The following is a 13,041-nucleotide window of genomic DNA, read 5'->3' on the forward strand; positions in this document are numbered from 1 at the left end:
CCAAGGTTGAGGCGGCGGGTCGGCGCTCTGTGGTTAACATGACGAACCGCTGGAATAACAACAAGAGAGTGCATGCGATGAGCGGTCCGTCTAGCGTTAGAGCGTTCAAGTGTCAGCTGACTCCACGCCTCAAAAGCCCACTGCCGCGCCTGCCGGTTAACCATGTGCCGCGGCCGCGGCTGAGCCGGGCGCTGCTCGCCAGCGAATGCCGGCTGACCCTGCTCAGCGCGCCGGCCGGGTTCGGCAAGAGCGTGCTGCTCAACGAGTGTGCCCGCCAGGCGCCGGCAGGTACCCGCTTGGTCTGGCTCGACCTCAGTGGTCGCGCGCTAACCCTGGCCGAGCTGCTCGCTCGTCTGGCCGCCGCCCTGCAGCAGACGCCCGGGGCGGGCGAACCCTACGACGAGCTGTGCAACTTGCTCAGCCGACTCGAACAACCGCTGTGGATCGTGCTGGACGACTACCCGCGACAACCCTGCGCGGTGCTGGATGAGTGTCTCGATCGCCTGCTCGGACAGGCATTGCCGGGTCTGCGCTGGTGGATCAGCGGGCGTCGGCGACCGGACTGGAACCTGCCGCGCCTGTTGCTGCAAGACGACTTGCTGGAGCTGGACGCCTATGCCCTGGCGCTGCAGGAAGAAGAACTGCTGCGGCTGCTGGACGAGCTGGGCCTGGAGTTGCCGACTGAGCTCTGCGCCCGCTTGCTGCATGACTACGAGGGCTGGCTGGCGGGCATCAGCCTGCTGCTGTTGAAGGCCGACGTGCCAAGCCTGCGCGAGCGCCTGGGCGCCGGCACGCCGGTGCTGCAGGACTACATCGGCCGCGAAGTGCTCAGCGACCTGCCAGCCATGCTCAGCCGCGCGCTGTTGGTGCTGGCGCATATGCCGCGCTTTTCCACCGCCCTGTGTGAGCAACTGCTGGAGGAGTGCGGCGGCGAGATTCTCGGCGAGTTGCGCAGCCGCCAGCTGGTCATCCACGGCCTCGACAGCCGTGGCGAATGGTGCCGCCTGTGGCGGCCACTGGCGTTGATCCTCAAGCAGTTGCCCGGCGGCATGCCGGCGCCGACCCAGGCCCACCTGCGTGCCTGCCAATGGTTCTACCAGCGCGGCGAAGTGCGCGATGCCGTCGAACACGCTCTGTGGGCGGAGCAACCCGAGGTGGCGGCCAGCTACCTGCAGTGCTTCGGCCATGGACAGCTGCTGGTCGGGCACAGCGTCACCCAGTTCCTGCACTGGCGCGACGAACTGCCGAGCCACCTGTTCGCCAGCACGCCGCGCTTGATCACCTTGCTTGGCTGGGCGTTGATCATCTGCGCGCGACTGGACGAGGTGGATCAGTGCATGGCCAGCCTGGCGAACTTCCTGCCCCAGGCCGATGCCCGTCGGCAGCATCAGTTGCTGGCGCAATGGCAGGCGGTGCAGGGCGTGCTGCAGCGCCAGCGCGGGCAGCCCAGCGCCCGCCAGCACTGCCTGGAGGCGCTGGAGGTGCTGTCGACCACGTCTTGGTCGCAGCGCGTGCTCTGCTATCAGGCCCTGGCCCAGCAGGCGCTGGCGCTGGGCGAACTGGACGAGGCGCGGCGCTGCAGCGACGCGGGCCTGAAGCTGGCCAGGCTCAAGGGCAGCCTGGTGTTCGAGGGCTTGCTCAACGTCGATCAGCTCCATCTGCTGGCCATGCGCGGCGAGTTCGAGCACGGTGTGGAACTGGCCGAGCAGGCCTTGCAGCAGGTGTCCATGGCTTTGCGCCAGGGCCCGGTGCTGGCGCGTTTGCGCCTGTTGCATGGCAGTCTGCTGGCCAGCCAGGGCCGCACGGAGGAGGCGTATGCCGCCTACCGGGCCGGCCTGCAGGAGGCGGAAGTCTGTGAGGATGCCTACCTGTTGTTCGGCTACCTGGGCCTGGCCGAGTTGGCCGCCGTTACCGGTGATCATGACCAGGCCTTCCAGCTGCTGCGCGAGGCCGAGCGGCAGATGCAGTGGCTGCAGGTCTCGGAGGAGCGTTACCGCGGCGTGCTGCAGCTGGCCGATGGAGCGCTGTGCCTGCGCCGGGGCGACGGGCAGGCGGCGCGGGAGATCCTGCAGCCCTTGTTCGAGCGCTACGACAGCCAGGATCTGCTGGCGCCTTCCGGCTTCTATGACCTGTTGCCGCGTCTGCGGCATTACCTGGCTCTGGTCGATCTGCGCCAGGGGTTGCTCGAGCCAGCCCTGGAGGCCTTGGTCGCGCTGCGCGACGAGTCCCTGCGCCGGGATCACCTGGCCCTCGCCTGTGAGTGTCGCTTCAGCCTGGTCGAGGCCCTGCTGGCCAGCAGCCGCGAGAGCGAGGCCGAGCAAGAGCTGCGCAGCGCCCTGAGCGAGGCGCAGCGCCTGCAGTTGTTCCGCCCGCTGCAGGAGCTGTATCAGCGTCAGCCCGGCTTGCTGATGCGCCATGCCACGCCGGATCAGCGTCTGCGCTTGCAACAGGAACACGCCCCGGACGAGATGCCGGTCAAGGACAGCGTCGCGCTGTTGAGTGCGCGCGAGCTGGAGGTGCTGACGCTGATCGCCCAGGGCCGCTCCAACCTGGAGATCGCCGAGCGCCTGTTCATCTCTCTGCACACGGTGAAGACCCACGCCCGGCGCATCAACGGCAAGCTCAAGGTCGAGCGGCGCACCCAGGCGGTGGCGCAGGCCAAGGCGCTGGGATTGCTGGACTGAGTCGCAGGGGGCCGTTGAGGCCCCCGACCTATTGCGCCGCTCTGGCGTGCTGTTTGACTTGCCGTTCTTTTCCACCCCACCGGCCAAGCGCTTCACCCAATCATTCGGCTTGGAAATGATGCGACAGCGGTCTTGCTTATGCGCTGCCGCCCTGCCGGTTATTGCCTGGCCGTCCTCCCCAGCCCCGACGCGGCGTGCGGTGCCGGGGTGAACAGGGCGAAAATCGGCTGCCAGTCATACTTTGGATTGATAGCGAAAATCCATCCTTCGCCCGCTTATCCATCCACGGAGCGCTGGGTAGGGTGAAGGCGTAACCGGAGTGCCCGATGCCAACAATAAAAACGGTCGCCGCTTCGCCCATATCCCTGGTCATGGCGTTCGCCTTCCCAGCGTGATCTGCGATAAGCGCGACGTTGATCGTCGTCATCCATTCCTCGAACCCGTCCGCACCGACGCTTCCGCGATCCGGCGCGGACAGCCCGCCGCCAGCAGCCCTTTCGGTATCGGCGGTGTGTAAAACCGCCCAGGTGATTGCGATGGCTCGCGTTCTGCCTCGGCACGCTCTTCTGAGAGGAAACACCATGTACCTGCGTAAGACTCTGCAATGCGGCGCCCTGGCCCTGAGCCTGGTGGCCGCCAATGTGATGGCCGCGGCAAGCGCCGAGGACGCGGCCAAGCTCGGCACCAGCCTGACCCCGCTGGGCGGCGAGAAGGCCGGCAACGCCGACGGCAGCATCCCGGCCTGGACCGGCGGCCTGGCCAAGGACGCCGCGCCGGTGGACGCCAAGGGCTTCATCGGCGATCCGTTCGCCAGCGAGAAGCCGCTGTTCGTGATCACCGCGCAGAACGTCGAGCAGTACAAGGACAAACTGTCCGAGGGCGAAGTGGCGATGTTCAAGCGCTACCCGGACACCTACAAGATGCCGGTGTACACCAGCCATCGCAGCGCAGCGGTGCCCGAGAAGATCGCCGAGGCCGCCAAGACCAGCGCGCTGAAGACTAGCCTGGGTAGTGACGGCTACGGGCTGGAAAACTTCCCCAGCCACTACTATCCGTTCCCGCTGCCGAAGAACGGTGTGGAGGTGCTCTGGAACCACATGGCCCGCTACCGTGGCGGCAGCACGCTGCGCGTCAATGTGCAGACCCCGGTGCAGACCAATGGCACGTTCACCCCAGTGGTGATCGATGAAGTGGTGGCCTACCCGAGCGACCTGCCGGAGCTGTCTGCGGACAAGGCCGCGAACCTGCTGTTGATGGGCAAGCAGACCGTCACCGCGCCGGCGCGCCTGGCCGGCACCGTGGTGCTGCTGCACGACACCATCGACCCGGGCAAGGGCCCGCGCAAGGCCTGGATCTACAACGCCGGCCAGCGTCGCGTGCGCGCCGCGCCGCAGGTCGCCTACGACGGTCCGGGTACCGCGGCCGATGGCCTGCGTACCTCGGACAACCTTGACATGTTCAACGGCTCACCGGATCGCTATGACTGGAAACTGGTCGGCAAGAAGGAGCTGTACATCCCGTATAACAACTATCGTCTGGCGTCGCCACAGCTCAAGTACAGCGATATCCTCAAGACCGGGCACATCAATCAGGACCTGACCCGCTACGAGTTGCACCGCGTCTGGGAAGTGGAGGCCACGCTGAAGCAGGGCGAGCGCAATATCTACGCCAAGCGGCGCTTCTTCATCGACGAGGATACCTGGCAGATCGCCGTGTCCGAGTTGTATGACGGTCGCGGTCAACTGTGGCGCGTCGGTCAGAACATGTTGATGCAGCAGTACCAGGCCCAGGTGCCGTGGACCGCGATGGAAAGCCTCAACGACCTGATCGCCGGGCGTTACATCACCTCGCTGATGGCCAACGAGCAGAGCCATCCCAGCCAGTTCGGTATCAAGGTGGCGGTAACCGACTTCACCCCGGCGGCGCTGCGCAACGCCGGTGTGCGTTAAGCGCGCGAGCTAAGTTGAAAAGGCGACCTGCGGGTCGCCTTTTTTATGGGCGGCACAATCGTGTCAATCGGGGCGGTATCATGGGCGCGGGGCGCCGCCGGTGCCCAGTCGTCCGAGAGAGCCCGGGGAATGAGTCAGCCAGTCGTCGTTGCCAGTCGCCAGCCACGCCTGCCGGTCGCGCACGTGCCGCGCCCGCGCCTGTACCAGCCGCTACTGGCGAGCGACTGCCGGCTGAACCTGATCTGCGCGCCCGCCGGTTTCGGCAAGAGCGTGCTGCTCAGCGAGTGCGCCCGGCAGATCCCGAGCGGCACGCGCCTGCTTTGGCTCGACCTTGGCGGCCGCGCGTTGAGCCCTGCCGGCTTGCTTGAGCGGCTGGCGGGCGCCCTGCGCCTGCCGGTGCAGCCGGGGGAGCCGGGCGAAGTGCTGGCCGCCCTGCTCGAACGCGTCGAGCAGCGGCTGTGGATCGTCCTCGACGACTACCCGCGCCAGCCTTGTGCCGAACTCGACGACTGCCTCGATCGGCTGTTCGACCACATCCCGCCGAACCTGCGCTGGTTCGTCGCCTGCCGGCGGCGGCCGAACTGGAATCTGCCGCGCCTGCTGCTGCTCGGCGAGCTGCTGGAACTGGATGCGCAGACCTTGGCGCTGGACGCGGCCGAGCTGCACCAACTGCTGGCGGCGCACGGGCTGAAGCTGCCGGCCGAATTGGAAGAGCGCCTGCTGCACGACTACGAGGGCTGGCCGGCCGTGATCAGCCTGCTGCTGCTCAAGACCGCGCCGGCGCAACTGCACGAGCGCCTACTCGTCGGTACGGCGCTGCTGCGCGAATACCTCGACCGCGAAGTCCTCAACGGCCTGACCGAGGCGCTCCGCGAGGCCCTGCTGATGCTCGCCCATCTGCCGCGTTTCTCCGAGGCGCTGGGCCTGCACCTGCTGGCGACAGCGAGCGGCGAAGTGCTCGACGAACTGCGCAACCGTCAGTTGCTGATCGGCGACGACCCGGACAGCTCCGGCGAGCAGTGGCGCCTGTGGCGGCCGCTGGCGCACTGTCTCCAACGCGTGCCTGGCGCGGCACCGGCGGCCGACGTCCACCAGCGCGCTGCGCAGTGGTTGTTCGAGCATGGCCAAGTGCGCGAGGCGATCGACCAAGCGCTGGCGGCGGATCTGCCGGATCTGGCCGCGGGCTATCTGCTGAGCTTCGACCAGAAACAGCTGTTGATCGAGCGCAGCGCCAGCCAGTTCCTGCAATGGCGCGACGAGCTGCCGCGTACGCTGTTCGCCAGCTCGCCGCGGCTGATCTTCATGCTGGCCTGGACCCTGCTGTTCCGTGGTCGGCTCGACGAGGTCGACGAATGCCTGACCGATCTGGTTCGCTTCCTGCCCCAGGCCGACAGCGGCCGGCAGATGCAGTTGCTGGCCGAGTGGCAGGCCGTGCAGGGTGCCTTGCATCGCCAGCGTGGGCTGCCGGCGGCGCGTGAGTATTGCCTGGCCGCACTCGCGGCCCTGGCGCCGGCGAGCTGGGCGCCGCGCATGCTGTGCATGCAGACCCTGGCGCAACACGCGCTGGCAATCCAGGCGCTGGATCAGGCCGAAGAACTGCTGGCCGAGGGCGTGCGCCAGGCACGCCTCAACGGCAGCCTGGCCTACGAGGCGCTGCTCAACCTCGACCGTATCCACCTGCTGACCATGCGTGGCGACTTCGTTCAGGGCCTCGAACTGGTCGACCAGTCGATGCAGCAGGTGGCCGCCGGCATGCTCCGCGGGCCGGTGATGGCGCGCCTGCGTCTGTTGCGCGGCGCCTTGCTGATCGTCCTGGGGCGCGCCGAGGAGGCTCGCGTCGATCTGCGCGAGGGCATGCAGGAGGCCGAGCGCTACGAGGATGTGTTCCAGCTGTTCGGCTACTTCGGGCTGGCCGAAATGGCGGCCGAGGCGGGTGACACCGCCCAGGCCGCGCAACTGTTGCAGGAGGGCGAGCGCCTGCTGCACTGGCTCAAGGTGCCCGAAGTGCGCTACCGCGGCATGCTGGAACTGGCCACTGGCGCGCTCAACCTGCGCCTGGGTGATTTGCCGGCCGCGCGGGAGGTCCTATGCCGGCTGCTCGAGCGTTATAAACAGCAAGGCCTGCTGGCACCGTCCGGCTTCTATGGCCTGTTGCCCCGCGCGCACCACCGGCTGGCGTTGGTCGATCTGCGCCAGGGCCAGGTCGAAGCTGCGCTTGCGGCGCTGGTCGCGTTGCGCGACGAGTGCCTGGGCAACGGTCAGCTCGGCCTGGCCTGCGAATGCCGCTTCAGCCTGGCCGAGGCGCTGTTGGTGGCGGGGCGAGCCGAGGCGGCCGAACAGGAACTGCGCCTGGGGCTCGCGGAGGCGCAGCGCATGCGCATGGTTCGCCCGTTGCAAGCATTGTTCGCGCGGCAGCCGGAGCTGCTGCTCGCGCATGCCAGCGAGGAACAGCAGCAACTGCTGCTGCGCGCGCGTTTGCCGGCGGACGACAGTGGCGAGCTGCTCAGCGCGCGCGAGCTGGAGGTGCTGCGGCTGATCGCCGCCGGGTTGTCCAACCAGGAAATCGCCGCGCGCCTGTTCATCTCGTTGCACACGGTGAAGACCCACGCCCATCGCATCAACGCCAAACTCAAGGTGGAGCGGCGCACCCAGGCGGTGGCGCAGGCCAAGCTGCGCGGCTTGCTGGAGGGCGCGGCGCTCAGTGCAGCGCCGGGGTCTGACTGATCTGCTGCAGGCGCTGGCTCAGCTGCAGGCGCTGCGCCGGGTCGTCGGTCAGCAGCAGGGCGTGTTCGAGGTCGTAGCGCTCGGCCTGCGGGCAGTCCAGCTGGCGATACAGTTCGGCACGGGCCAGGTGGTCGAGCGCGGTGGGCGGGCCGAGTTGCAGGACCCGCTCGGCGTCCTTCAGCGCGGCGAGGTGATCCTCGGCCTGCAGGTGCAGCAGGCGCAGGTTGCGCGACAGGCGCTGCAGCATCTGCCGCGCCTCGCAGGGTTGCAGGTGCGCGGCGGATAGCTCGGCGCGCGGCCCCAGCTGGCGCAGCAACAGCTCGCGGCAGTCGTGGGTGTAGAGGCGCCGGCCGCTGCAGGGGTCGAGCAGGTGATCGGCGCCCGGCACGCGCAGCAGGAAGCGCCCGGGGAAGTTCACCCCCAGCAGCGGAATCTCCAGCCGCCGCGCCAGTTCCAGGGCGATCAGCGCCAGCGACAGCGGCTGTCCGCGGCGGCGCTGGAGCACCCGATGCAGCAGGGCCGTCTGCGGGCGCAGGGGCAGGTCATCGTCTTCGTGGAAGTCCAACTCGTTGAGACGCCGCAGCAGCGGTTGCGCCAGTTCCTGCACCGGCCACTCGGGCAAGCCGACCCGCACTTGCTGTAGCAGGTTGCCGAGGGCGTTGAGCACGCGCGGCGGTTGCACGTCGTCGTGCTCGGCGGCAATCCACAGGGCCGCTTCGAAGAGGCTGGCAGGCTCTCGCTCGAGGCAGGCGAAGCAGCTTTGGCGCGGGGTCATCGAGGTCTCCGGTTGATTCTTGGTTTGTAGTCAACGGCTCAACTTTCGTCCACTACCGCGCGCGCTCCGGCCTCGGCGCGGCCGCCTATACTCGGGGTAATCATGAGCAAGGGAGCCCCGCCATGTTTGCCATCATGGAAGCCGCCCGGCTAGAAGCGCTGCACCTGGCGCACGATCCGGCCACCGGCCTCAAGGCGATCATCGCCATCCACAGCACCAAGCTCGGCCCCGCGTTGGGCGGTTGTCGCTATCTCGCCTATCCCGATGATGTCAGCGCCCTGCGCGATGCCGTGCGCCTGGCCCAGGGCATGAGCTACAAGGCGGCGCTGGCCGGCCTCGATCAAGGCGGCGGCAAGGCGGTGATCATCCGCCCACCGCATCTGGACAACCGCGCCGCGCTGTTCGAGGCATTCGGCCGCTTCATCGAAACCCTCAAGGGCCGCTACATCACCGCCGTCGACAGCGGCACCTCCAGCGCCGACATGGACTGCATCGCCCAGCAGACCCGGCATGTCACCAGTACCAGCAGCGCCGGCGACCCCTCGCCGCACACGGCCATGGGCGTGTTCGCCGGCATCCGCGCCACCGCCCTGGCGCGCCTCGGCAGCGACGATCTGGAAGGCCTGCGGGTAGCGGTGCAGGGCCTCGGCCATGTCGGCTATGCGCTGGCCGAACAACTGCACGCCGCCGGGGCCGAGCTGCTGGTCAGCGATCTCGACGCGGGCCGGGTGCGTCTGGCGGTCGAACAACTCGGCGCCCAGCCGGTGGCCTCCGAGGCGCTGCTCAGCACCCCATGCGACATCCTCGCGCCGTGCGGCCTGGGCGGGGTGCTGAATGCCCAGACCGCCGGCCAGCTGCACTGCGCGGCGGTGGCCGGCGCCGCCAACAACCAGCTGGTTGCCATCGAGATCGCCGACGAACTGGAGGCGCGCGGGATTCTCTACGCCCCGGATTACGTGGTTAATTCGGGCGGGCTGATTTATGTGGCGCTCAAGCACCGCGACGAGAGCCTGGTGAACATCACCGCGCGGCTGTCGCGCATCAGTCTGCGCCTGACCGAGATCTTCGCCCACGCCCAGGCCGACAAGCGCTCCCCCGCGCGCGTCGCCGACGACCTGGCGGAGCGTCTGCTATACGGTAATTGATCCTTCCCCGGTTCCGCGGGAAGCTGGCTCGACGAGCCAAAAGAGGATCGCGACGGACTTTACCCCAGCCCGCACGGTCCGACAGTTAAGGCCTCTCTCCTTAACCAGAGGGGCTCAGCGCGGCGCTTGGCCTACCCGGCCGGCCGCCGCGCACAACCCCTGACGCCACAAGCGTCGGGAACCCGTGGCGCACCCACAAGGTGTAGGGGAGTCTGGCAATGCATAACAAGATCGACCTCCAGTACACCCGTTATCTCGACCCCGATGGCCGCCTCAGCGGCGCACTGCCCGGCTGGGCCGACGACTTCAACCTGCTCACCCGCCTGTACCGGCAAATGGTCCTGACCCGCTTGTTCGACCAGAAGGCGGTGGCCCTGCAGCGCACCGGGCGGATCGGCACCTACGCGCCGACCCTCGGCCAGGAGGCCATCGGCGTCGCCATCGGCAGCCTGATGCGCGGCGAGGACGTGCTGGTGCCGTACTACCGCGACACCGCCGTGCAGCTGATGCGCGGGGTGAAGATGGAGGAAATCCTCCTCTACTGGGGCGGCGACGAGCGCGGCAGCGCCTACCTCGACCCGGCGGTGGCCGAGGACTTCCCGATCTGCGTGCCGATCGCCACCCAGGCGCTGCACGCCTGCGGGGTGGCCAGCGCCTTCAAGATCCGCGGCCAGCATCGGGTCACCGTCACCACCTGCGGCGACGGTGCCACCAGCAAGGGCGACTTTCTCGAGGCGCTCAACGTCGCCGGCGCCTGGCAACTGCCGGTGGTGTTCGTGGTCAACAACAACCAGTGGGCCATCTCCACGCCGCGGCGCATTCAGAGCGGTGCGCCGACCCTGGCGCAGAAGGCCATCGGCGCCGGCTTCCACGGCGAACAGGTGGACGGCAACGACATCCTCGCCGTCTACGATCGCCTGCAGCAGGCCATCGAACGCGCCCGCCAGGGCAAGGGTCCGGTGCTGATCGAGTGCCTGAGCTACCGCCTCGGCGACCACACCACCGCCGACGACGCCACCCGTTACCGCAGCGCCGACGAGGTCAAGCAGGCCTGGCAGGAAGAGCCGATCAAGCGCCTGCAGAGCTTCCTCGCCGCCCAGGGTGTGTGGGACGAAGGCCGCGAGCAGAAGCTGATCGGCGAGTGCCAGGCCCTGGTGCAGCAGGCCGTGGATGCCTTCGAGGCGGCCGGCCTGCAGCCGCTCGAGTCGGTCATCGACCAGGTCTACGCGCGCTGGCCGGCGGCGCTGGCCGAGCAGCGCGAGATGCTGCTGGAACGGGCCGTTCGTCGCGAGGCGCCTAGCGCCTCACCCTCTCTCCCGCAAGCGGGCGAGGGCCATCAGTCGCGACCTGCGGCCGCCAGTGTCGGAGGTGCCCATCATGAATGACCTGAGCTCCAAGATCGCCACGCCGACCCTGGTCGAGAAGAAAGCCGGCCTGCTGGACGCGGTCAACCTGGCCCTGCACCGGGCCATGCGCGAGGACGCCAATGTCGTCGTGCTCGGCGAGGACGTCGGCGTCAACGGCGGGGTGTTCCGCGCCACCGCCGGCTTGCGCGAGGCCTTCGGCTTCAAGCGGGTGATCGACACGCCGCTGGCCGAGAACATGCTCGGCGGCCTGGCCGTCGGCATGGCCGCCCAGGGCCTGAAACCCGTGGTCGAGATCCAGTTTCTCGGCTTCATCTATGCGGCCATGGAGCAGTTGGTGTCCCACGCCAGCCGCCTGCGCAACCGCACCCGTGGCCGCCTGACTTGCCCAATGGTGCTGCGCAGTCCGATGGGCGCCGGCATCCGCGCGCCGGAGCATCACAGCGAAAGCACCGAGGCGCTGTTCGCCCACGTTCCGGGGCTGCGCGTGGTGATCCCGTCGTCGCCGGCGCGCGCCTATGGCCTGCTGCTGGCCGCCATCGACGATCCCGATCCGGTGATCTTCCTCGAGCCGACCCGCTTGTACCGGCTCAACCCGCAACCGCTGCTGGACGATGGTCGGCGCCTGCCGCTGGACACCTGCTTCACCCTGCGCGAGGGCAGCGATCTGACTCTGATCAGCTGGGGCGCCAGTGTCCACGAGACCTTGCAGGCCGCCGAACGGCTGGCCGAGCAGGGCGTCTCGGCCGAGGTGATCGACGTCGCCTGCGTCAAGCCGCTGGATCTCGATACCCTCGAGGCCTCGGTGCGCAAGACCGGGCGCTGCGTGATAGTCCACGAGGCGCCGCGCTCCTACGGGGTCGGCGCGGAGATCGCCGCCAGCCTCTACGAGCGTGCGCTGCTGGATTTGCAGGCGCCGATCCAGCGGGTCACCGCGCCGGACATCCCGCCGCCGTTGTATCGCCTGGAGCAGCTGTACATCCCCGGCGTCGAGGACATCTTGGCGGCCTGCGAAACGGTGCTGAACTACGCCTGAACCCATTCATGGAGGGCGGGTGCAACCCGTCGTTGAGCACGGTTGCACCTGTCCTGCGGAGCAGAATCCGGAGAACAACAATGAAATATTTCAAACTGCCCGATCTGGGTGAAGGCCTGCAGGAAGCCGAGATCGTCGAGTGGCACGTCAAGCCCGGTGAGACGGTCAAGGCCGACCAGTTGCTGGTCTCGGTGGAAACCGCCAAGGCGCTGGTGGACATCCCCGCGCCCTATGACGGCGTGGTGGCGAAGACCTTCGGCAAGGAGGGTGATCTGCTGCATGTCGGTGAGCCGTTGCTCGGCTACGAGGGCGAGGACGACGCCGGCACCGTGGTCGGGCGCCTGGAAGGCGGCGGCAGCAGTCAGCAGGACAGCTTCTTCGTCGGCGCCGCGCCTTCGACTCGCGCGCACCTGGCGCCGCGGGCAACTCCGGCGGTGCGCCAGTTGGCGCGGCAGCTGGGCGTCGAACTGAGCGGCCTGGTCGGCAGCGGCCCGGACGGTCTGGTCAGCCGCGCCGACGTCGAAGCCGCGGCGCAACAGTCGCGCGACCGTTTCGGTGGGGAAAAACTCCGTGGCGTGCGGCGCAGCATGGCGATCAATATGGCCAGGTCGCACGCCGAAGTGGTGCCGGTGACCATCTACGGCGACGCCGACCTGCACCGCTGGGGCGCGGCGCGCGACCCGCTGGTCCGCCTGGCCAAGGCCATCGCCGCCGCCTGTGCGGTCGAGCCGATCCTCAATGCCTGGTTCGACGGCAAACTGCTGTCGCTCAAGCAGCACGCCAAGCTCGACCTCGGCATCGCCGTCGACACCCCGGACGGCCTGTTCGTGCCGGTGCTACGTGATGTCGGCGGGCGCAGTGCGGAGGATCTGAAGCAAGGCATGAGCCGCCTGCGCGCGGATGTGCAGGCGCGTTCGATCCCGCCGCAGGAGATGATGGGTGCGACCATCACCCTGTCCAACTTCGGCAGCTTGTTCGGCCGTTACGCCAACCCGGTGGTGGTGCCGCCGCAGGTGGCGATCATCGGCGCCGGTGGCATCCGCGACGAGCCGGTGGCCTGGGACGGGCAGGTGGCGATCCACCCGATCCTGCCGCTGTCGCTGACCTTCGACCACCGCGTGGCCACCGGCGGCGAGGCCGCGCGTTTCCTGCGGGCGCTGGTGGAGGCGCTGGAGCAGCCAGACCTTTGAACCTTGTTCAGCTGAAATGACACAGCCCCTCACGTGCAAGCAGAGAGGTCTTTTGTTGGTACGAGGTCGCTCGCCGTAGGATGGAGCAACGCGATACCCATCGCGATCTAGGCGTTGGGTATCGCTACGCTCCACCCAACCTACGGGATTACTAGGGGACGAGGTCGCCTTGCG

General features: G+C 68.2%; 9 protein-coding genes. 8 read left to right on the top strand and 1 reads right to left on the bottom strand.

Translation table 11 applies throughout. The features are described from left to right. Nucleotides 1-77 precede the first annotated feature (77 nt). The 4 genes from D3880_RS05290 to D3880_RS05300 all read left to right on the top strand — a co-directional run bounded on the left by D3880_RS05290 (nucleotide 78) and on the right by D3880_RS05300 (nucleotide 7,357). Nucleotides 78-2,684 (top strand): LuxR C-terminal-related transcriptional regulator, encoded by a 2,607-nt coding sequence (locus D3880_RS05290; RefSeq protein ID WP_119892456.1) that lies wholly within the window; start codon nucleotides 78-80, stop codon nucleotides 2,682-2,684. Between the two features lie 319 nt (nucleotides 2,685-3,003). Then, the gene (locus tag D3880_RS22640) at nucleotides 3,004-3,201 is read left to right on the top strand and encodes a hypothetical protein (protein ID WP_162934941.1); all 198 of its coding nucleotides are present in this window, start codon (nucleotides 3,004-3,006) and stop codon (nucleotides 3,199-3,201) included. Nucleotides 3,202-3,265: 64 nt separating this feature from the next. Then, nucleotides 3,266-4,633 carry a DUF1329 domain-containing protein gene (locus D3880_RS05295; RefSeq protein ID WP_119892457.1) on the top strand — a complete coding sequence of 456 codons (1,368 nt, stop codon included), beginning with the start codon at nucleotides 3,266-3,268 and terminating at the stop codon, nucleotides 4,631-4,633. 129 nt (nucleotides 4,634-4,762) lie between these two features. Further along, nucleotides 4,763-7,357, top strand: a complete 2,595-nt coding sequence (locus D3880_RS05300; RefSeq protein ID WP_119892458.1) for a LuxR C-terminal-related transcriptional regulator — start codon at nucleotides 4,763-4,765, stop codon at nucleotides 7,355-7,357. Here D3880_RS05300 and D3880_RS05305 read toward each other — a convergent pair. Continuing rightward, on the bottom strand, nucleotides 7,332-8,132 hold the full coding sequence (locus D3880_RS05305; RefSeq protein ID WP_119892459.1) for a SirB1 family protein: 801 nt from the start codon (nucleotides 8,130-8,132) through the stop codon (nucleotides 7,332-7,334). The genes D3880_RS05300 and D3880_RS05305 overlap by 26 nt on opposite strands. A 122-nt stretch (nucleotides 8,133-8,254) precedes the next feature. On the opposite strand from D3880_RS05305, the gene D3880_RS05310 reads away from it, so the two are divergent. The 4 genes from D3880_RS05310 (at nucleotide 8,255) to D3880_RS05325 (ending at nucleotide 12,867) form a co-directional block, all read left to right on the top strand. Beyond that, nucleotides 8,255-9,277 carry a Leu/Phe/Val dehydrogenase gene (locus D3880_RS05310; RefSeq protein WP_119892460.1) on the top strand — a complete coding sequence of 341 codons (1,023 nt, stop codon included), beginning with the start codon at nucleotides 8,255-8,257 and terminating at the stop codon, nucleotides 9,275-9,277. A 218-nt stretch (nucleotides 9,278-9,495) separates the two neighbouring features. Beyond that, nucleotides 9,496-10,662, top strand: a complete 1,167-nt coding sequence (pdhA, locus tag D3880_RS05315; protein WP_119892461.1) for a pyruvate dehydrogenase (acetyl-transferring) E1 component subunit alpha — start codon at nucleotides 9,496-9,498, stop codon at nucleotides 10,660-10,662. Then, nucleotides 10,655-11,677, top strand: coding sequence for an alpha-ketoacid dehydrogenase subunit beta (locus D3880_RS05320; RefSeq protein ID WP_119892462.1), 1,023 nt, complete (start codon nucleotides 10,655-10,657; stop codon nucleotides 11,675-11,677). The genes pdhA and D3880_RS05320 overlap by 8 nt, the downstream gene beginning before the upstream one ends. An 80-nt stretch (nucleotides 11,678-11,757) precedes the next feature. After that, on the top strand, nucleotides 11,758-12,867 hold the full coding sequence (locus D3880_RS05325; RefSeq protein WP_119892463.1) for a dihydrolipoamide acetyltransferase family protein: 1,110 nt from the start codon (nucleotides 11,758-11,760) through the stop codon (nucleotides 12,865-12,867). The last annotated feature ends 174 nt before the right edge of the window (nucleotides 12,868-13,041 follow it).

The sequence above is a fragment of the Pseudomonas cavernae genome (genome assembly GCF_003595175.1).
Classification (GTDB): domain Bacteria; phylum Pseudomonadota; class Gammaproteobacteria; order Pseudomonadales; family Pseudomonadaceae; genus Aquipseudomonas; species Aquipseudomonas cavernae.

Excerpts from the sequence above, each read along its gene's own strand:
- D3880_RS05295 (WP_119892457.1), top strand. The coding sequence starts at position 3,266 with ATGTACCTGCGTAAGACTCTGCAATGCGGCGCCCTGGCCCTGAGCCTG.
- D3880_RS05325 (WP_119892463.1), top strand. The coding sequence starts at position 11,758 with ATGAAATATTTCAAACTGCCCGATCTGGGTGAAGGCCTGCAGGAAGCC.
- D3880_RS05320 (WP_119892462.1), top strand. The coding sequence starts at position 10,655 with ATGAATGACCTGAGCTCCAAGATCGCCACGCCGACCCTGGTCGAGAAG.
- D3880_RS05290 (WP_119892456.1), top strand. The coding sequence starts at position 78 with ATGAGCGGTCCGTCTAGCGTTAGAGCGTTCAAGTGTCAGCTGACTCCA.
- D3880_RS05300 (WP_119892458.1), top strand. The coding sequence starts at position 4,763 with ATGAGTCAGCCAGTCGTCGTTGCCAGTCGCCAGCCACGCCTGCCGGTC.
- D3880_RS05305 (WP_119892459.1), bottom strand. The coding sequence starts at position 8,132 with ATGACCCCGCGCCAAAGCTGCTTCGCCTGCCTCGAGCGAGAGCCTGCC.
- pdhA (WP_119892461.1), top strand. The coding sequence starts at position 9,496 with ATGCATAACAAGATCGACCTCCAGTACACCCGTTATCTCGACCCCGAT.
- D3880_RS05310 (WP_119892460.1), top strand. The coding sequence starts at position 8,255 with ATGTTTGCCATCATGGAAGCCGCCCGGCTAGAAGCGCTGCACCTGGCG.